Genomic DNA, 18753 nt, shown 5'->3' on the forward strand with positions numbered 1-18753 from the left:
TTTATAAAAGGAGAGTGAAATGCTGAAAAAGTTTTTGTCTTTGGCTGTAACGGGTTCTGTCGCTTTCGCGCTTTTGGCCTGCGGCGATTCAGATTCATCTTCCCAAGCGTCTGTACAAGATACGCCGCAAGTCGGCTCAGAAAGTTCCTCGTCCGAGGGACCTGCATCGCCGGATCCTCTTGTGAGTTCTTCGTCTGAAGCTGAACCGTCAGAAATTGTGGGCCTGGATACTCTCCCGTTCGACACCACGGGAATCGAGCCGGATTTCTACACTTATACGTATGACGAATTGGATCCTTTTACGCCCGAACAGCGCGCTGCGGTAGGTGCTGATGTCGTTTTGGGCCGCTATATTAATGCCCTGAAAAAAGTGCCCCCGTTTTGCGGTATCGACCATATCTATGCGAATGGAAAAGTCCTGCTCTCCTATAAAAATGGTTGGCCTGGTGATTATAAGTTCGCAATCCTAGTTCGTGAAGATTCGCTGATGCTTGCCGATGAACGCGATTGCAAGATGCCCGCTTGGGGCGCTTGCGGAAATGTAAATGACTATTTGAAAAAGATTACGGTGGGTAACGAAGTCTTTTTCTATACGGAAATAAAAGATCTGTATGCTTATCAAGATTCAGTGAAAGAATACGAACTGATTCGCCTGACAGATTCTACAATCACGGTATGGGTTAAGCCTAATCCATGGTATATAGAACCTGCGCTTGATACGGTTACCTTACCACCTCCAACGGGTTGGGAAATCGATGCCTTTGAAGGAGATTCGCTGGTGACGATTGTCGGTTATGACAGCAATCTTATAAAGGAGTATATCGACACCATTTTCATTGAAAAGTACAACGTGAAGATTACCGATATCGGAAGCACGTGGATTTTTGAAAATGAAACCTGCCGCACGGCTGACTATGTTCCTGATACGACTCACACGGTGCAGGAACAGTGCAAGGAACGGCAAGATTACATCAACAATGGTGTCGATTGTATGCAGCGCAATATCGGTGCTCCCGAGGGGGTGTATCCGAACTTGTGCCGCCCCACTAAAAAGAGCGGAGACGGTGTCTGGTGCATTCTTGATGGAGATTACGCTTCAGCCGCTGATTGACCTACTGTATATGCGAACAACGAAAAGAGAGAACTCCAAAAGGATTTGCTAGTCGTTGTTCGCCCTTCGCTCCGACAATAGGCTAATTGCCTATTGCCTTCGCTTGGCACTAGATTTTTTCGCAAAAAGCCGTCCCTTAGGGGCGGTTTTTTGCGTGTAAAGGGCGTGTTAGGGCTGTTTTTAGGGTTGAAATGTGAAAAAACGTTTGCAAATTCAAACGAAATCATTTAATTTAATAGGTAAGAGAGAAAATGTGAATTAAGGTGGGAGCAATGACTTTGCGTGAGAAATCCGACATTCCCGCGTCGGTAGTCGTGGATCTTTTGAATACGGCCAAGGTGGATCCGTTTGTGATTTTCGATGCGAAATCGCACGAAATCTATATGGTGAATCCTTCTATGTCGCTTTTTTGGAAACCGAAAAGACCCTATGAACAGGGAATCAAGTTCGAAGAATATTTCTTTCCTGCCAACGAACAGAATACATTGTTTGTCGAAGAACTCCTTGAAAAAGGGGTGACGATTATTCGCTGCCCGTATTCGGGAAAAGACCTGGTTGTAGAGGCGTCGCAGATTTCCTGGAATGGCAAGCGCTCCATTTTCATGCGCGTAAACGATCATTCCGACCGGTTCTTCGATTCCCTGACGGGGCTTCCGAATTTAGAGTATTGCCGCATCCGCGGAGAAAACTATGTAGAGGGTCTTTTAAATGCAGGTAAAACCCCTGCAGTGGTTTTCTTCGACATTATCGGGATGAAGCTTTACAACAATGCCAACGGCTTTAGCTCCGGAAACGAGTTCTTGATTCACTTTGCGGCCGTACTGAAAAAGCAGTTTGCAGATAACCTGGTATGCCGTAGCACGAACGACCATTTTGTCGTTGTTGCAGACATTGCCAACCTCAAAGAAAAGTTGTGCGAAGTTCGAAAATACGTTAAAGGTACGGTTTCGAAAATTTCGATGGACCTTTACGTGGGCATTTGTGAGGCCGATACAGACAGCGATATTCTCGACGCGATTGAAAAGGCGAAACTCGCCTGCAACGTTCAAAAGAAAAAGGGTGATAAATTTATTCGGCAATATGACGAAGACCTGCACAGAACTCTCATATTGCACAATTACGTGGTAAACCACATTGACGACGCCATTGAGAACGGCTACATCAAGGTTTATTACCAGCCGGTGGTGCGTACGATTTCGGAAACGTTCTGCGGCATGGAGGCGCTTGCTCGTTGGATCGATCCTGAACAGGGTTTTTTGAACCCGGGTGAATTTATCGGCGCATTAGAAGAATCCAAGCAAATTCATAAGCTCGACAGCCACGTGATAGAACTTGTTTGCAAAGAAATGCGCGAACAATTGGACCAGGGCTACCCTGTGGTTCCGGTGTCGTTCAACCTTTCGCGATTGGACTTTACCGGCTGCGATATTTTTGAGGTAGTTGAAAGCATTCTTGAAAAATACAAGATTGAGCGTGACTACATCCGTGTAGAAATTACCGAAAGCATCATGGCGTCGGATTCGTATATCCAGCATGAAATTGAGCGATTCCGTCTGGTTGGCTACGAAGTTTGGATGGACGATTTCGGGAGCGGTTATTCTTCGCTGAATACGCTCAAGGACTACAAGTTCGACGAACTTAAAATCGACATGGCCTTCCTTTCGAACTTTAACGAGGTATCTCGCACCATTATCAGCTCGATGGTCCGCATGGCGAAAAGCCTTGGGTTAAAGACCTTGGCCGAAGGTGTAGAAACCAAGGGACAGATGGAATTCCTGAAGAGCATCGGTTGCGAAAAAGTCCAGGGCTACTACTATGGAAAGCCGCAACCGTTGAAGGCTACCATGGAGCACATGGAAACTTCGGGAATAGCCATCGAAGATAGCAACACGCGTGCCGTGTATTCAAAAATCGGGCGTCTCGACTATCAGGAAAATACTCCCAGGGCGATCATGTCCTTCGAAAACGGAATTTTCAAGTTCCTGTTTGTGAACAAACAGTACGAAGAACAGCTCCTGAGTCTCGGTTTTAAGGATGTCCAGGAAGTCGAGGATGCTTCGAACAATCCTGAAAACCCGGTGTACTACACACTTCACGAGGCAGAAAGGGCCGCCTACGAGGCTCCCTGTGAAGTGACCTATGTGACGCATGGCATGTACGTCATTATGAGGGGGCGCCTGGTTGCCGACAATAACGGCTGTCACATTTACGACTTGTCTTTCCGCAATACGCATGTGAGTGCGTATGACAGTTCTTCTCAAGGTGGAGAGTCGGTGCTTCCGGCAAATACGAAGACTATATTGATTGCCGAAGCCAATCCGCAAGAGAGGGCATTCCTTGAAAGTATTTTGAGATCGGATTACCACGTGTTGCTTGCCGAAGATGGCGAACAGGCTCTTAGCTTGCTGCTTGAATACGGACGTCACGTGGCTCTTGCCTTGATTAACGCAAACCTTCCGAAAATGGACGGTTTCAAACTCATCCAGAATTTCCAAGCTGAACGGCGCAATCTCCAAATTCCATTTGTTGTCATGACCGACAACATAGATTTAGCCAAAGAAAGCATCCGTATAGGCGCCACTCAGTTCCTCTTGACGCCCATTAAAGATAGGGGCATGCTCAAGGCAAAAATTGATGGCTCTATCAAGAATGCCGAAATGCTGCAGCAATTGGCTTTGAACTATATGGAGTTTGTTCCTGGCGGAGTAATTCTGTACAGTGTAAAGACTGGCGAAATTCTTTATGTAAATGCCCGAATACTTGACATGTTTGAATGTAGCAGTGTCGATGATTTCCGTAATTATGCCGGGCGGTTCTTCAAGAATGCAATTGTTCCCGAAGATTACGGAAGGACGAATACGGATATTTCGGAACAGGTAAAGAGCAGAAGCACCGCGACAAAGCAATTGACCTTCCGTGTAAAGACAATCAACGGAAACATCAAGCGCGTCTATCATGTGGGAAAAGTCTTTGGCAAGACTCCGTATGGAACAATCTATTCGGCATTCATGTCCGAAGACGACTTGGCAATGAAAAAGTACTTTGCCCGTAAAGAATCTTTCGCAAAATTCATGGCATCGGGCGTGTCGACGAATACGAAATCTTACGACCCGGGTTATCGCGGATTCCTGTTCTGGAACCTGACCAAGAATTCTCCTGTGATTCGCATGGGCGGAATCTCGTACATCCCCAAGGATCTCGAAGACAAGTACACCTACGAAATCCATTACAAGTACCTGAGTTCCGTGATGCAGCAAAACGAAACTAATGTCATGAACGCGTTGGATTACACGCGCGATAAACTGATCCTCGATTACATGAACAAGTGCATGGTGCATTCGCTGGACATCAGCTATGACGTCGCGGGCTATAAATTTACAATCCGATCCAGTTTCGACATGATGATGGACCCGGAATCCGGCGACATCATCCTGAAACTGCAAAACGACAGTATCAAGACGACAAAGAAGTAAATGCGGTTCTGACGCTATTCTAGATTGATGTGGTAGCCATCATTGGGTTCTAGCCATCTTTTAACGAACGGCTGTTCGTTGTTTTCTTCGGGTTCGGCGAATTTGACGATTGACCCTAGGTAAAGCCGTATGATTTGCTTGGCGTGTTCGCGAGCCCTGCGCTTGAGTTCTTCGCTGTTTTCTTCTTCGTATTTTTTCTGCTCGGCAATAAAGAACTGCTTGAAGTCTTCGAATTTGATATCGTTGAACCAGCCCTTCTTTTCCCAAAAAACTTCAATGCTTTCGAAATTGATACTGTGGCTCAGAATTTTAGGTTCCGGCAAGTAAATCAGGATTGTCCTGGTGATTGGCTCGACATTGATTTTGATGTCTTTCAAGTCGTAACCGAGCTTGACATCGCCCTGGTAAATCAGCATGAATTCCTTGATGGACTTGTTGATTCTCCAGTCGGGCATGTATTTCAAGAGTTTCTTGGCGTCTTGGTAGTTCGCGTTTTTGCGGTAGTGGTGGTGGAGTGTTGCTAGCTCCGCAATCTCGCTGATTTGCTGCTCTACGAAAGCGCTTGTAATGGTCGGCCCTCTTGTCTCGGCGGTGTACAGCTTTTTCATGACTACGGCAGTCGCAACTACAGTTGCGCACACGAGAATCACGATGGCCAGTATTTTTAGGGCAAGCTTCATTTTGCCTCCGTGAGTTCCTGCTCGAGAACTTCTTTCATTTTCTTGGTGAGAGTACTTGCGCTTATCGTCATGGGAATATCTTCGTATTCCTTAATCGAAATGGGCTCGAGAACTTTCAGTTTGAACTGGAGACGTTCGGTCGGATGGTACTGCGTGATTCTGTCGTACTTGCGCAGTCCGATTTTATCGTTGCCTCCAAAGAAAATGGGAATGACGTCCTTCTTGGCATAGAGGGCGAACCTAGCGGCGCCCTTCTTGAATTCCCAAGGAACGCCGGATTTAGAACGCGTGCCTTCAGGGAATATAATGAGGTTGTTGCCTTCGTCCATCGATTTCTTGGCGCGCTCCAGCTGTTCGTCGAAAGGAATATTGTTTGGAATGTAGAGGTTCCTTACAATGAGCGAAACGAACTTGTTGTTGACGAGGTCGCCTTTCACGATGCAGTCTGCGTTGGGCACGAGCGAAAACAAGATGACGACGTCTAGAATAGAGGGGTGGTTCGCGACGACAACTTTGGAGCGGAGGTGGGTCAGCGCTTCTTTATTTTCGATATCTACGCTAATGCAGCCGATGGCGCTAATGACCTTGACGTAGACGATAAAGAAAACGTGGTTGAGCTTGCGTGAAAATGCCTTGAAGCGTCTTTCGGAAAAGCCTGTTATCAGGTGGATAATCGGGAATAGGCCTAGGGCAACGGTCAGACTAAAAAAGCCGAAAATGAAAAAGCTGACTAGCTTAACGAAAACATGCCAAGCGTGACGGATTCCTATGGCCATGGGGCTATTCCTTCTGCGAGTCTAGTTCGCGGAGAAACGCGAGGGCTTGCTCTGCGGCGGTGTCGTAGTGGTCTTGCCGAGTCTTGAACTGTTCGAACAGGTTTGCCACATCCACATTCTTGAAGGCGGCGTCCGCCTTAGATACCTCGGTCGTGAGTCTGAGCGCAATCGCGCACACGGCGTTGGGATAGGGAACTCCTGCAATGGGGGCATAAGTTTCGGGAATGGGTTCGTCGGCAAAGATAAACGTGCGCGTGTCGCATTCCTCGTTTTCAAGAGCGGCAAGGCAGTCCGCAAGTCCCGAAACAAAAGAATCCTTTCCAGAAGCAGTCGCTGCATAGCCTGCGGTGTTTGATTCGAGAATCGATGCGTTTGCGACCGAGGCGTTGAATACCGAAAGGCTAAAGTGGGCGGGCGAAACGTTGCCGGTTTCAATGAGCGCCTGCGAAATCTTTAATTGCTGGGTAATTTCGCCAAATTGCGAAGCAAACGTTACCTTGGATGCATTGAGCCTGTTGCCGTCGTTGTCGCGCGAAACTTGGTCGCTTACAAGGACAACCATTCGCGAAAGATAGCTCAAACGGCGTCTTGTGAGCATGGGAACAAACGAAACATCCGGCTTTGACTGCGTTTCGGTCGGAATAAAGCGGGATAATCTCTGGATATAGATTTTTTGTCTAGATTTTTTATCGGGCATGTTAAAATCCTGAAACATAATATAACAATATTTTTCTATATTGCGGTCCGTAAAATCAATGCTCAATCGAGGTCTTTAAAAAGTTATGTCCGATTTGAATAACCGCGTTAAAGAAGTTATCATCGAGTCTCTGGAACTGGAAGATGTCACTCCGGCTGACATCGTGGATTCCGCTCCGATTTTTGGCAAAAACGAAAAGGGTGAAGGCTTAGGCCTTGACTCTATCGATGCCCTTGAATTGGGCATTGCCATTAAGGAAAAGTTTGGGGTCTCTTTTTCTTCGGTGAAAGAAGAAGCCAAGAAACATTTTGCATCGGTAGATACTCTTTCGGCCTATATTGCCGAACACACTGAGGGTTAAGATATGGAAAAACAGGAAATTTTTGAAAAGATCAAAGCTGCTCTTGCAGAAGACTTTGATATCGAAGAAGAAAAGCTCGTGCCCGAAGCCAAGCTCTACGAAGACTTGGAACTGGACAGCATTGATGCTGTTGACTTGATTGTCAAGCTGAAGTCTTTCTTGCCGCGCAATATTGACCCCGAAGTGTTTAAGGCTGTCCGCACCTTGCAAGATGTGGTGGACGCTATCTATAACCTGATTCACAGCACGGAAAGCAAGTAATGAAATCGATGGCGGGAAAGATTTTCTTTGCCGCGATTTCTGTATTGTACCCGATTATCGTCTATTGCGGACTGGTATTCTGGGGACTTTCTCCACGGCGGCTGAGCGTGCTGCTTTTAGTGCTAGCTCTCAGCCACTTTCTGGGCTTTACGCGTAGCAAGTCGAACTTGGATCGTTGGCGGATTGTCCTGCTTGTGGTTCTCGTGCTTGCTTGTGCGTTCACCGCGTTTTTCTTGGACAACGTTTTGTTTGTCAAGTTCTACCCGGTGCTCGTGAGTGTAAGCCTGCTTGCTTTTTTTGCGTTTACGCTGATCAAGCCGCCAAGCTTTGCGTTTCGCATGGCAAGTCTTGCCGACAAGTCGTTGGCCGATTCGCCTTCAAGGCCTGCGGTAGAATGCTATTGCACTAAAGTAACGCTTGTCTGGTGTGTCTTTTTTGCAGTGAATGCAAGTGTCGCGACGCTTACTGTTTTCATGGAATCAGACAAAGCCTGGGCGCTTTACAACGGATTAATTTCTTACATTTTAATAGGGGTTATTTTTACCGTGGAATTCTTGGTTCGTAAGATGGTGCAGAATAAATTGCAGTCATACATTCCTGTATGTGAATTAGAAAAAGATTCTAGGCCCGAAGGCGCTTTGGTTAGCTTTGGCGCAGGTGATGCCGGCAAAGATTGCAAAACTTGGGGCGACCTTGTGCGCGATGTTTCCAGCGTACGCCATTTCCTGGAACAAAAAAATATAGCGTCGTGGATTTTGCATTGCGAAGATTCCTACTATTTCGCGGTCTCGCTTTTGGCAATTCTCCAGAGTGGATTCCGCGCGCTCGTGACCGCAAACCGCCAAGAAGCTTTCATTAAAGAAATCAAGAAACCGGAATATGGATTCTTGACCGACGAACCGTTCGCAGGCGATAGCTCTTGTGTCTTGATTCAAGATATTCTTGCTGCAAGTAAAAACAATGCCGAAATCAAGTTCGGAAAGTTCGACAAGTCGAAAGCCGAAATGGTCATGTACACCTCTGGCACGACTGGCGAACCGAAGGCGGTTCACAAGCTGTTCCTGCAATTCGAAAATGAACTTTTTGAATTGGTAAAGGTTTTCGGTAATGATTGGGTGAACCGCAAAGTTTATAGCACGGTTAACCATCACCACATTTACGGCCTCTTGTTTACGGCCCTCCTGCCGATTGCAACAGGCCTCCCGTTCCGCAGGCGTCGTATCGATTTCCCGACAGAACTTTCGGGCATTGCGTCTGAATCGGCCGTCATGGCCTCTAGCCCCGCATTCTTGAAACGCCTTTCTGCTGAGGCCGATAAGCCTGTCGGCTTTAAGTGCACTCCGGTGATTTATTCTTCTGGTGGCCCGCTCCCGGTCGAGGTGGCCCGCAGAGCAAGCGAACTCACGGGATACTGGCCCATGGAAATTTATGGCAGTACCGAAACGGGCGGCATTGCTTATAGGCAATCGAAAAATGGGGCTGTGTGGACTCCGTTTGAAGTCTGCAAGATGAGCCTTGCCGAAAACGAATGTCTGAATGTCAAGTCGAGCTATATTCTCGAAGCCGAAGGCTTTACGACAGGCGATCTGGTTGACCTTTATGACGATGGCCGATTCTTGCTTAAGGGCCGCTCCGATTCTATCGTGAAAATCGAAGAAAAGCGTATCTCGCTTCCTGAAGTCGAAAACAGAATCAAGCAGACGGGCCTTGTGCAAGATGTACGCGTGGTTCCCATGTCTGGCAAACGCCAGTATCTTGCCGCGGCGATTGTCTTGAACGAAGACGGTCGCAAACAATTTGCGGGCCAGCCCAAGCTTGCCATCAACAATTACTTCCATGATTATTTGGTAAAGTTTATCGAGAATACGGTGTTGCCGAAAAAGTGGCGCTACCTCGAAGAACTCCCGCAGAATACGGAAGGTAAAATCCGCATGCGCGATATTCAGGCGCTTTTCGGTCTTGCCGAAAGCCCGAACTTCAAGATTTTGAAATTCCGCCGGGAACCGGGCGTGTTCACGGCAAAGCTTGTGTTCCCGGCAACCAGCGAATACTATGACGGGCATTTCCCGGAATTCAAGCTGTTACCCGCTGTGGCGCAGGTTGACTTGGCGCTTCGCCTTGCAAGAAACTTTTTGGAAGTTCCCAAAATGCTTTCGAAAATTCACCGCACCAAGTTTGCAAACCCGATTATGCCCGAAAATCCTGTAGAACTGAAAATTACCTACGACGCCGATTCTGCCAAGGTTACGTTTGGCTATACGAGCGAGCAAGGTGATAAAAAGTATTCGAGCGGTTCGTTCACTATGAATCCGGAGCAGTCCCTTGGCTAAGAACGCTAAAGATAATACCCCGATTAACGTTTGTGCAATTGTGCCTGTGTACAGGCACGAAAAGGCTTCGCGCTCGGTTGTCGAAAAGCTGGTTTCGTACAATATCCCCGTGATTCTTATCGATGACGGTAATGCGCCCGAAGGCCACGAAATCTTGGTGCAAATTGTCAAGGAATTTCCGCATGTGAACCTTGTAACGCACGCAGTCAACCGCGGCAAAGGTGGCGCTGTACGCACGGGTATGGAAACTGCGGTGAATATGGGCTTTACGCATGCGCTCCAGGTGGATGCCGACGGCCAGCACGATATGGAAGCGATTCCGTTCTTTGTCAAGGCCGCTCAAAAGCATCCGAAAGACATGATTTGCGCGTTCCCGCAGTACGATGATTCTGTTCCGACGGCTCGTGAAAAAGGTCGTAAGATTACGAATTTCTGGATTGCTGTTGAAACGCTTTCGAAGCAGATTCCCGATGCCATGTGTGGCTTTCGTGTGTACCCGCTGAAAAAGTCTTGGCCTATTGTGCGTCGCTTCCGCAATAACCGCATGGGCTTTGATATCGAAGTTCTGGTAAGGCTTTCGTGGGCGGGACTCGTTATGCGTTTTTACCCCATCAAGGTGAACTATCCGGAAGATGGCGTGTCGAACTTTAGAATGTTCCATGACAACGTCGCCATTTCGCTAACGCATTCGATGCTTTTCTTTGGTATGCTTGTTCGACTTCCGATGATTCTTGGCCGTCGTTTGTTCTGCAAGAAATAGGGTATGGCTGAACAGCGCGAATATAAAAGCAAAAATGATGCTGTAAACGGGCACTGGGCCGACCTCAAAGAAGTGGGCGGAGGCCTATGGCATTTCCGTTTTATGCTTTGGGTCGCATGCCATTTACCACTCTTTATGGTAGAGCTTGTGACGGCTGTAGGCAGTTTTTTCTTTTGGCTTGGTGCGGCGCCTGTGCGTGCCCGTTCCCGAATTTATCTGGATCACTTGAGCAAAGCCAGCGGTAAAAAGATGGGCCTGTTTGGCACGTACAAGCATATTTATTCGTTTGCGCTCTCGATGATGGAAAAACTGCTCGGCTGGCGTGGGGCTATAAAGCTCAACCGCATTGAAAAGCAGAACGATGACTTGGAAATGTTTTTAGACCAGCTGAATCGCGGTCAGGGTGCGTTTATGCTCTGCTCGCATTTGGGCAATATGGAAATGCTTCGTTCGCTTACGGCATACGATGGCTTTATGACCAAAAGAAAGTTCGAAGTGTTTCCGGTTATCGATTTCTCGGTAACGTCAAAATTTAACGGATTGCTTCGCGAACTGAATCCGGGCTTAATGGACCACATTGTCGATGCAAACGGCATCGGGATTGAATCCGCCGTATGGATGAAGGAACAGGTCTCTGCCGGAAACTTGGTGGTCATTGCGGGCGACCGTACCTCGGCAAATTCGCGCAACCGCACGATTGCAACGGAATTCTTGGGAGAACCCGCAAACTTTCCCGAAGGCACATTCTCGCTTGCTGGCATTTTGAACGAGCCCGTTTATTTTGTCTTTGTCGTTCGCAAGAGTGATTTTAATATTCGCTCGACATACGAACTGCATGTAATGCGGGCTAAAACGTCTCTGCAATGCCCGCGCAAGGAACGCCCCGAGCGAATGAAGGCTTTGCTGCGGGAATACACAAGCATTTTGGAAAAGCTCTGCAAGGAGCATCCTTACCAGTGGTATAACTTTTACAATTTTTGGGAACGAATCGAAAACTAGGTAAATGTTCTTATGAAAACAGTCGTAATCGGAAAAGAAAAACTTTCTATCGAAGATATTGTGGCGATTGCCAAAAAGCAAGTTGCCGTCGAATTGGACAGCACTCCGGAATTCCAGAAGAAGATTGATTCTGGCGCAGAATTCCTGGACGATGCTCTTGCCGAACATGGTGGCATTTATGGCGTGACAACCGGTTATGGTGATTCTTGCACGCAGGTGCTGCCGCCGGAACATTATTACCAGCTTCCGATTAACTTGACTCGTTTTCATGGTTGCGGCCTTGGTCAATATTTCGACCCTGAAACGACCCGCGCGATTATGGCGGTTCGCTTGAACACTTTGGCACAAGGCTTTTCGGGCGTGAGCTATGCGCTCTTGAAGATGATTATGCTGTTCTTGCAGAACGATATTTTGCCGCTCATTCCGCAAGAAGGCTCCGTTGGCGCAAGCGGTGACTTGACTCCGCTTTCGTATTTGGCTGGTGCCATAATCGGTGAACGCGATGTGCTGTATAAAGGCGAACGCAGGCCTTCGCTCGATGTCATGAAGGAACTGGGAATTGTCCCGCACAAGTTCCGCCCCAAAGAAGCAATTGCTATTATGAACGGTACGGCTGCCATGAATGCGGTGGCCTGCATGGCGTATTCTCGTGCTGAATACCTTTCGGATCTGGCTTGCCGCATTACGGCGATGATTACGGTTGCCATGAAGGGCAATGCCTACCATTATTATGAACGCCTGTTCGAAGCAAAACCGCATCCGGGCCTTATTTGCGCTGCAAAGAAAATGCGCGAAGCCTTGAATTTGGATGTGGTCAAGAATGTGGTTCCCGAAAAAATCCAGGACCCGTATTCCTTGCGCTGCGCTCCGCATATCATTGGCTTGTTCTATGATTCTAGCGCCTTCTTGCGCCAGCTTATTGAAATTGAATTGAACAGCGCAAACGACAATCCGATTGTCGATCCGTTTACAAGGAACATTTTCCATGGTGGACATTTCTACGGTGGTCATATTTGCCTTGCCATGGATACCTTGAAGAACATGGTGGCAAACATTGCTGATCTTTTGGATCGTCAGCTCGCCATGATTGTCGATATCAAGTTTAACCGTAACCTGCCCCCGAATCTTGCTGGTAGCAAGGGCGACTACGACATTAATCACGGCTTTAAGGCCGTGCAGATTGGCGTGTCGGCTTGGACCGCCGAAGCGCTTCACCTTACCATGCCTATGAGCGTGTTCAGCCGTTCTACGGAATGCCATAACCAAGATAAGGTGAGCATGGGCACAATCGCCGCCCGCGATTGCATTCGCGTGCTGGAACTTTCGGAACAGGTGGCTGCTGCAACGCTTTTGGCTTCGGCTCAGGCACTCCGCATTCGCCTGGAACGCAATGAAATTTCTGAAGACCGCATCAAGAACCTGAAGGATACTTATGACCAGGTGTTCTCCAAGTTCAGCCCGCTGGAATGCGACCGTCAGCTTGAAAAGGATTTGCGCAACACCTTGGAACTCATTCGAAACAAGTTCTACACGGTGTAAGGGACTAGAATCGTTTATGGCTGCAAATAAAATCAAGGAAACGATTGAATTCCAGATTGAATTCTACGATGTCGATTCCATGCAGGTGGCATGGCACGGCAATTATGCTAAATTCATGGAAGTCGCACGTTGCGCGCTGTTGCACAAAATCGGTTATGACTATAACGAAATGACCCGCAGTGGTTACGTGTGGCCTGTTGTCGACATGCACATAAAGTATATCCGCCCGATGATCTTTATGCAGAAAATTCGTGCCGAAGTCACGCTCGAAGAATACGAAGTCTGCATGAAGCTTTCGTATAAATTTAAGGATGCAGAATCGGGCGCCGTACTTACCAAGGCCGAAAGCACCCAGATGGCTGTCGACATGAAAACGAAGGAATCCCTTTGGGCATGCCCTGCTTGCTTTGTAGAAAAAGTGCGTGCCTATTTGGAAAGCCAAGGTGGTTCAAAATGATTTGCGTTAGGCAGAAATTTTGCGAATGGTTACTGTTGCCTGTTTTAATAGGGCTTGGTGTGTCGTTCTCCTCTGCCGCCGTTTTTGATAATCCGGTAAACGAAAAGTCTAAGCAGGAACTGTCTCAGGTTTTAACGCAAGTGACCCGTTACGATGAAGTTTCGGGCGACTTCAAGCAGGTAAAATCCATCAAGAAACTGAATCGGGAATTTGTATCTACAGGCACGTTCCTTATTTCAAAAAAATCGGGCATTGTCTGGAAAATGCAGAAACCGTTTGTTTCTGAAATGACCGTGTCCGATGAAGGAATTTTTGAACGTAGCGCAAACGGTACAGTGAAAACGGTCTCGACAAAAGATAGCCCTGTCTTCGCTCAATTTTCAAAAGTGATTCAGGCTGCGTTTTTTGGAAACCTTTCAGAACTGGAATCTCGCTTTAGCCTCTATTACGAAAAAACGCAGAACGGTAGCCGTATCGGGCTTGTCCCGCGAGAAGCTGCGATTCGCAAGGTGGTCGCAAACATTGTCATGGAAATGTCTGAAAATCTGGACAAGGTTGTGATTACCGATGGCGAAGGCTCTCCTGTAACATACGAATTTACGAATCATAAAAGGAAATGAAACGCTTGAATCTAAATAGTCTGAATGTTAAAACCGGAGTGCTGCTCTGGTTTGTCGTTCATGCGGTTTTGATTGCCCTCGGCGTTTCTGTTCCTTGGAAAATGAATTCGGACCTTTATTCCATTTTGCCGGATTCAAATGAAACGAAAAACGTAAGTGCTGCTGAAAAAACGCTCAGTGCCCGAACTATGCGCAATATTTCTGTGCTTGTCGGGCATGAAAATTTCGATGTGGCGCGCGCCGCGGCGGTTGCGCTCGATAGCTTGCTCAAAGAGAATAACTCGCTCGAAGAGACTCGCCTTTTTGTTGATGAAAATTCGTTGAACGAAACTCGTGAATTCTTCTACAAGAATCGCTATTCAATACAAGGTGCGCCTGTTCGCGAAGCTATTGCGGCAGGTGATTTGGAATCGCTAAAGAACAACGCCCTTCAAAAGATATACGGTTCCTTTTCAATGTCCGACTTGAATCGCCTTGACGAAGACCCTCTCTTGCTTGGCGAAGCCTCTTTTGATTATTTCGCGAATCACTCGCCCTTGTCTTCGGGTTCTTTTGAACTTCGCGATGGCGTGCTTGCGGCAACCGATTCTGGCATTACCTATGTCATGTGGAATGCGGTGCTTTCCGAAAATGTTTCTGCCATGGCTTCAAATGGTCATGTTCTTGAACGCTTGAATGGCGTACTGGATTCGCTCAAGCAGGCAAATACGGGCCTTGTGTATGCAAAATCGGGTGCCATGTTCCATAGCTATGAAAGCTCGAATAAGGCCAAGTCCGAAATCGCCTGGATCTCGGGTGTTTCCATCAGCTTGATTCTCTTGCTGCTGTTGTTTGTTTACCGCTCTCCGCTGCCTGTTGTAGCAACGGTTTCGACCATTGCGCTTTCTGCCTTTACCGCTCTTTCGTTCACATGGTTCGTTTTCGAAAACATTCATGTCTTCACATTTGTTTTCGGAACGACTGTCATTGGCGTAAGCATTGACTATGCGGTGCATTTCTTCACGAGTTTGAAATCGGGTGTGCGCAATGTGCGCTCTGTTATCTTTAAAGGCCTTCTGCTTGGTTTCTTGACAACGGAGCTGAGCTATATGGCGTTGACTTTTACCGAATTTCCGCTGTTGCGCCAGATGGCAGTGTTCTCGATGGTCGGTTTGTTGAGCTCGTTCCTTTCGATTACGCTGTTGTTCCATGCGGTATTCGACAAACGTAATCAGCCCGAGAAAAAGGCGAGTGCGACTAATCTCCCGATGTCGATTCCGGAACGATTCCTTAAATTGTATTCTGTGCTCCCGCCCAAAGGCGTTCGCCTAGTGTTGATTGTGTTTGCACTGGCCTTAATTCCTGGGCTTGGAATGCTCCATGTGCATACCGACCTCGAAAGCCTTTATTCCATGAGTGCGGAATCGAAAGCCGCGGAATCGCTTGCCGCAAGACTCAACAATTTGGGCGTGTCTTCGAATTACTTCATTGTAGAAGGTTCCAGCGAGCAAGAAGTCCTTGAACGCGAGGCGCTTCTTTCGGCGCGTCTTGGACAAGCCGAACAAGATACCTTGTTGCAATCTCATCTGGCTTTGTCGAATTTTATTCCGTCTGCTAAAATTCAGCAGGTGACGTCTGCAAGTATCAAGCGCTTGATTTTAGATTCTGCAAATGTATTACATCCTTCAGTTCAAAGTTATCTGAAAGAAATCGGCGTGCAAAATGATTCTCTGCTTGTTGCTGGATTCTCTTCTGAAAAAATGCTTCCGGCAAGCCTTTCAGACAAACTCCCGTCAACGCTTCGCCTGATTCTGCAAATGCTCTGGATTGGCCCGATTCAAACGGATTCGGGAACTCAATTTTATAGCGCCGTATTGCCGCTCCACGTGTCCGCGCAGTTCGATGCTCAGACGGTTGCTCATGATATGCCGCATGTTTATGCGGTGAATAAAATCAAGAATGTAAATGCGTCCTTGACCAAGATTTCTCGCATGTCGCTTGCCCTTGTCGCAATTGCGTACCTTGTCGTGTTCTTAGTTCTTGTCGCTGTGTACAAGTTATCTGTCGCTTTGAAAATTATTCGTACGCCTGTCCTTTCGAGCCTTTTTGTGGCGGCCTTCTTTGGGTACGCCGGTGTTGATTTTAACTTCTTTGCCATTGTCGGTGTCATTTTAACGCTTGGCATTGGCATTGACTACGCGTTGTTCTTCTGGGAAGGCGGTCGCAACAATCTTGTGACAGTACTTGCTGTAATGCTTTCGGCCATGACAACGCTGATTTCGTTCGGGAGCCTTGTATGTAGCGCTTTTGTTCCGGTTTCGACTTTTGGCTTTGCTGTATTACTGGGTATTGCATGTTGTTTCTTGCTTTCACCATTGAGCGCGAAACACTAATTTTCTAACTTTGGCAACCATGAGTTTCGCTCGCAAAATCCTTGTGCTTGCAGGCTGCATGCTGTGCGTTGCATGCCTGGTTTCGTGCCATCGAGCTCTTGTGACGCCGGACTCGAATCCTGTTTATTATACCGATTCCAAGTACGTTCATTTGCTGCCGACCAAGGCTGTTTCGGGCCCAATCGATGGCGCCCAGCGTTTTGAAGGAACATTTGGCAAGACCTCTTTTAGCGGACAAGTCTGGGTGCTTGCAAACGATACCATTCTTTCAATCACGTTCTTTAACGATTTCGGAACGACGGTCGCTGAATTGACTTACGCAAAAGACTCTGTCTCATTTGCAAGCTCCGTGCTCGATGTCGAAAAGGTGAAGGCGGAATATATTCTTGCTGATTACCAGGCTTGCTTTTATCCGTTTGCAGCCTTGAAAGAAAATTTTGAAAAATCCGGTTTTGAATTTCGTGAACAGCTGAATCTAGCGGGTGACAGTAATTCTTTTGAACGCGTTCTTTCTGAAAACGGGAACGAAATTCTTCGAATTACCCGTAAGGCAAACGAAATCGATTTGGTGAATAAACTTCGCCATTATAAGTATCACATAACTCTTGGTAATGAATGATGAATCGCCCTTTGTACATAAACGATTGTGGCCTTTATTGCATTTGTGGCGGTAACAAGAACCAAGTTTTCGATAAAATTTCGAAGGGCGTTCGCGGCGATTTTTCGCAGTACGATGTAGCTGGCGTTATACGCCCGGCTGCCACCATCGATCCCGAACAACTCCCGCCTGTGGCTGAGAAAAAGTTTGACAATCGCGTGAACCGCCTTGCGCAAGCGGCCCTTTCCGGAATAGAAGAAACTATCCGTAAGGCCACGAACAAGTTTGGCGCAGACCGCGTTGGAATCTTTATCGGTTCTTGTGATAACGGCTCTGAAGCTTCGGTGGCCGCCCTCAGATGCTTTAAGGAAACGGGTGCGTTCCCTGAAGGCTACGTGCTTGATTTTCAGCGGGCCGATTTTCCGGCGCAGTTTATTGCAAACCAGTTCGGCATTACGGGAATGCTTTCGGTGCATTCTACGGCGTGCGCATCGAGTGCAAGCGCATTTGTGTCTGCCCGCAACAATCTTTACGCCGGCAATTGCGATGTGGCAATTGTGGGCGGAGTCGATATTGCATCGCTATCAGTGATTCTCGGCTTTGCCTCTCTCGAAGCCATGAGCGACCGCCCGACAAATCCGTTTAGCGCAAATCGCTCGGGGCTTACGCTCGGTGATGCGGCTGCATTTTTTGTCGTGACGCGGGAACCCTGTGCAGAACTTTGCGCGCCCGATTGTGAAATGCTTAAAATTGCAGGCCTTGGCGAAAGTGCCGATGCCGACCACATTACCGCACCGCGCGCCGATGGCGAAGGAGCGTATCAAGCAATGAAGGCCGCGCTGAAAGATGCAGGAATCGATGCATCTGCAGTGGGCTATGTGAATCTTCACGGAACAGGGACCGAATTGAATGACGCAATGGAATCGCGCGCCGTCAATCGTCTTTTCGGCGAAGCAAATCATGTTGATGTCCCCGCCAGCTCCACCAAAGCTCTGACAGGCCACACTCTCGGTGCCGCGGGCGCCCTAGAAGCGGCATTCTGTTGTCTTGCGCTAAAGAGTCGTAATGCAAGTGGCGAATGCCTGTTGCCCGCGCATCTCTTTGATGGCGTTGTAGACCCGAATCTTCCGCCAGTACACTTGGTAAAGCCCGGTGAATCGGTAAAGAACCTCAAGTATTGCATGAGCAATTCGTTTGCTTTTGGAGGTTGTAATGTGTCCTTGGTTATTGAAAACGGTTTGGTATGACTGAAGAATATAAAACAAGAGAAAGTGTAAGCGAACTTGTGCCGCACAAGGGCAAAATGCTCTTGCTTGACCGCGTGCAAAGCTATAGCGTTGAAACGGTGACCATCACGACTGAAATCGATATTTCCCGGGATAGCTTCTTTTACGAAGAAGAATTGGGCGGCGTGCCGGCCTGGGTTGCTTTTGAATATATGGCTCAAAGCATTTCGGCCTTGTCGGGCATTTATGGCCGCTCTAAAGGCGAAAAGCCCAAGGTTGGCTTTATCATGAGTGTAAGCGGTTTTAAGTCCGATATCGCGGCCTTTAAAGAAGGCGACAAAGTGGTCGTGACTGTGCACGAAACAATCCGCATGGATTCCGCAGTCACCTTTGACGGCATCGCAAGCATTGACGGTAAAACAGTTGTGACGGCAACGCTCAACACGGTTGAAGTTGACAACGCCAAGGAAGCTTTAGGAATTAATTGAATTTG

17 protein-coding genes are annotated in these 18753 nt (G+C 47.7%); 14 read left to right on the forward strand and 3 right to left on the reverse strand.

Translation table 11 applies throughout. The annotated features are described in order from the left end of the window. Window positions 1-19 precede the first annotated feature (19 nt). Window positions 20-1111 carry a hypothetical protein gene (locus tag QOL41_RS11125; RefSeq protein ID WP_283429814.1) on the forward strand — a complete coding sequence of 364 codons (1092 nt, stop codon included), beginning with the start codon at window positions 20-22 and terminating at the stop codon, window positions 1109-1111. A gap of 272 nt (window positions 1112-1383) precedes the next feature. Next, window positions 1384-4584: an EAL domain-containing protein gene (locus QOL41_RS11130; protein WP_283429815.1), complete on the forward strand. Its 3201-nt coding sequence runs from the start codon at window positions 1384-1386 to the stop codon at window positions 4582-4584. A 14-nt stretch (window positions 4585-4598) separates the two neighbouring features. On the opposite strand, the gene QOL41_RS11135 is transcribed toward QOL41_RS11130, so the two are convergent. From QOL41_RS11135 to QOL41_RS11145, 3 genes are read right to left on the reverse strand one after another with little or no spacing between them, the layout of a single operon-like run. Beyond that, on the reverse strand, window positions 4599-5264 hold the full coding sequence (locus tag QOL41_RS11135; RefSeq protein WP_283429816.1) for a DUF4230 domain-containing protein: 666 nt from the start codon (window positions 5262-5264) through the stop codon (window positions 4599-4601). Next, window positions 5261-6040 carry a lysophospholipid acyltransferase family protein gene (locus QOL41_RS11140; RefSeq protein ID WP_283429817.1) on the reverse strand — a complete coding sequence of 260 codons (780 nt, stop codon included), beginning with the start codon at window positions 6038-6040 and terminating at the stop codon, window positions 5261-5263. Before QOL41_RS11140 ends, QOL41_RS11135 begins: the two co-directional genes overlap by 4 nt. A gap of 4 nt (window positions 6041-6044) precedes the next feature. Next, window positions 6045-6755 carry a beta-ketoacyl synthase chain length factor gene (locus QOL41_RS11145; protein ID WP_283429818.1) on the reverse strand — a complete coding sequence of 237 codons (711 nt, stop codon included), beginning with the start codon at window positions 6753-6755 and terminating at the stop codon, window positions 6045-6047. 67 nt (window positions 6756-6822) lie between these two features. Here QOL41_RS11145 and QOL41_RS11150 point away from each other — a divergent pair, with 67 nt between their 5' ends. Genes QOL41_RS11150 through QOL41_RS11205 form a run of 12 tightly spaced genes read left to right on the forward strand, consistent with a single transcriptional unit; the run spans window position 6823 to window position 18748 of the window. Then, a complete protein-coding gene (locus tag QOL41_RS11150; RefSeq protein WP_173654421.1) occupies window positions 6823-7098 on the forward strand; it encodes a phosphopantetheine-binding protein in 276 nt (91 codons plus the stop codon). A gap of 3 nt (window positions 7099-7101) precedes the next feature. Then, window positions 7102-7359 (forward strand): acyl carrier protein, encoded by a 258-nt coding sequence (locus QOL41_RS11155; RefSeq protein WP_173654420.1) that lies wholly within the window; start codon window positions 7102-7104, stop codon window positions 7357-7359. Continuing rightward, window positions 7359-9689: an ApeI family dehydratase gene (locus tag QOL41_RS11160; RefSeq protein ID WP_283429819.1), complete on the forward strand. Its 2331-nt coding sequence runs from the start codon at window positions 7359-7361 to the stop codon at window positions 9687-9689. Before QOL41_RS11155 ends, QOL41_RS11160 begins: the two co-directional genes overlap by 1 nt. After that, complete coding sequence (locus tag QOL41_RS11165; protein ID WP_283429820.1) at window positions 9682-10449, forward strand: glycosyltransferase family 2 protein; 768 nt, start codon at window positions 9682-9684, stop codon at window positions 10447-10449. Before QOL41_RS11160 ends, QOL41_RS11165 begins: the two co-directional genes overlap by 8 nt. Window positions 10450-10452: 3 nt before the next feature. Next, complete coding sequence (locus QOL41_RS11170; protein WP_283429821.1) at window positions 10453-11448, forward strand: lysophospholipid acyltransferase family protein; 996 nt, start codon at window positions 10453-10455, stop codon at window positions 11446-11448. A gap of 12 nt (window positions 11449-11460) precedes the next feature. Continuing rightward, a complete protein-coding gene (locus tag QOL41_RS11175; RefSeq protein WP_173654417.1) occupies window positions 11461-12987 on the forward strand; it encodes an HAL/PAL/TAL family ammonia-lyase in 1527 nt (508 codons plus the stop codon). Window positions 12988-13003: 16 nt separating this feature from the next. Further along, entirely contained in the window at window positions 13004-13444 is a 441-nt protein-coding gene (locus QOL41_RS11180) for an acyl-CoA thioesterase (RefSeq protein ID WP_173654416.1), read from the forward strand. Window positions 13445-13503: 59 nt separating this feature from the next. Next, on the forward strand, window positions 13504-14064 hold the full coding sequence (locus QOL41_RS11185; RefSeq protein WP_283429822.1) for a LolA family protein: 561 nt from the start codon (window positions 13504-13506) through the stop codon (window positions 14062-14064). Further along, entirely contained in the window at window positions 14061-16436 is a 2376-nt protein-coding gene (locus QOL41_RS11190) for an MMPL family transporter (RefSeq protein ID WP_283429823.1), read from the forward strand. The genes QOL41_RS11185 and QOL41_RS11190 overlap by 4 nt, the downstream gene beginning before the upstream one ends. 19 nt (window positions 16437-16455) lie before the next feature. Next, a complete protein-coding gene (locus QOL41_RS11195; RefSeq protein WP_283429824.1) occupies window positions 16456-17055 on the forward strand; it encodes a DUF3261 domain-containing protein in 600 nt (199 codons plus the stop codon). Then, window positions 17052-18281, forward strand: a complete 1230-nt coding sequence (locus tag QOL41_RS11200; protein ID WP_283429825.1) for a beta-ketoacyl synthase N-terminal-like domain-containing protein — start codon at window positions 17052-17054, stop codon at window positions 18279-18281. Before QOL41_RS11195 ends, QOL41_RS11200 begins: the two co-directional genes overlap by 4 nt. Then, on the forward strand, window positions 18278-18748 hold the full coding sequence (locus tag QOL41_RS11205) for a hotdog family protein (RefSeq protein ID WP_283429826.1): 471 nt from the start codon (window positions 18278-18280) through the stop codon (window positions 18746-18748). Before QOL41_RS11200 ends, QOL41_RS11205 begins: the two co-directional genes overlap by 4 nt. Window positions 18749-18753 lie beyond the last annotated feature (5 nt).

The sequence above is a fragment of the Fibrobacter sp. UWB10 genome (assembly GCF_900182935.1).
GTDB classification, from domain to species: domain Bacteria; phylum Fibrobacterota; class Fibrobacteria; order Fibrobacterales; family Fibrobacteraceae; genus Fibrobacter; species Fibrobacter succinogenes_O.

What these genes read in the sequence shown, in the direction of transcription:
- QOL41_RS11125 (WP_283429814.1), top strand. Translation starts at nt 20, where the DNA reads ATGCTGAAAAAGTTTTTGTCTTTGGCTGTAACGGGTTCTGTCGCTTTC.
- QOL41_RS11130 (WP_283429815.1), top strand. Translation starts at nt 1,384, where the DNA reads ATGACTTTGCGTGAGAAATCCGACATTCCCGCGTCGGTAGTCGTGGAT.
- QOL41_RS11135 (WP_283429816.1), bottom strand. Translation starts at nt 5,264, where the DNA reads ATGAAGCTTGCCCTAAAAATACTGGCCATCGTGATTCTCGTGTGCGCA.
- QOL41_RS11140 (WP_283429817.1), bottom strand. Translation starts at nt 6,040, where the DNA reads ATGGCCATAGGAATCCGTCACGCTTGGCATGTTTTCGTTAAGCTAGTC.
- QOL41_RS11145 (WP_283429818.1), bottom strand. Translation starts at nt 6,755, where the DNA reads ATGTTTCAGGATTTTAACATGCCCGATAAAAAATCTAGACAAAAAATC.
- QOL41_RS11150 (WP_173654421.1), top strand. Translation starts at nt 6,823, where the DNA reads ATGTCCGATTTGAATAACCGCGTTAAAGAAGTTATCATCGAGTCTCTG.
- QOL41_RS11155 (WP_173654420.1), top strand. Translation starts at nt 7,102, where the DNA reads ATGGAAAAACAGGAAATTTTTGAAAAGATCAAAGCTGCTCTTGCAGAA.
- QOL41_RS11160 (WP_283429819.1), top strand. Translation starts at nt 7,359, where the DNA reads ATGAAATCGATGGCGGGAAAGATTTTCTTTGCCGCGATTTCTGTATTG.
- QOL41_RS11170 (WP_283429821.1), top strand. Translation starts at nt 10,453, where the DNA reads ATGGCTGAACAGCGCGAATATAAAAGCAAAAATGATGCTGTAAACGGG.
- QOL41_RS11175 (WP_173654417.1), top strand. Translation starts at nt 11,461, where the DNA reads ATGAAAACAGTCGTAATCGGAAAAGAAAAACTTTCTATCGAAGATATT.
- QOL41_RS11180 (WP_173654416.1), top strand. Translation starts at nt 13,004, where the DNA reads ATGGCTGCAAATAAAATCAAGGAAACGATTGAATTCCAGATTGAATTC.
- QOL41_RS11190 (WP_283429823.1), top strand. Translation starts at nt 14,061, where the DNA reads ATGAAACGCTTGAATCTAAATAGTCTGAATGTTAAAACCGGAGTGCTG.
- QOL41_RS11195 (WP_283429824.1), top strand. Translation starts at nt 16,456, where the DNA reads ATGAGTTTCGCTCGCAAAATCCTTGTGCTTGCAGGCTGCATGCTGTGC.
- QOL41_RS11200 (WP_283429825.1), top strand. Translation starts at nt 17,052, where the DNA reads ATGATGAATCGCCCTTTGTACATAAACGATTGTGGCCTTTATTGCATT.
- QOL41_RS11205 (WP_283429826.1), top strand. Translation starts at nt 18,278, where the DNA reads ATGACTGAAGAATATAAAACAAGAGAAAGTGTAAGCGAACTTGTGCCG.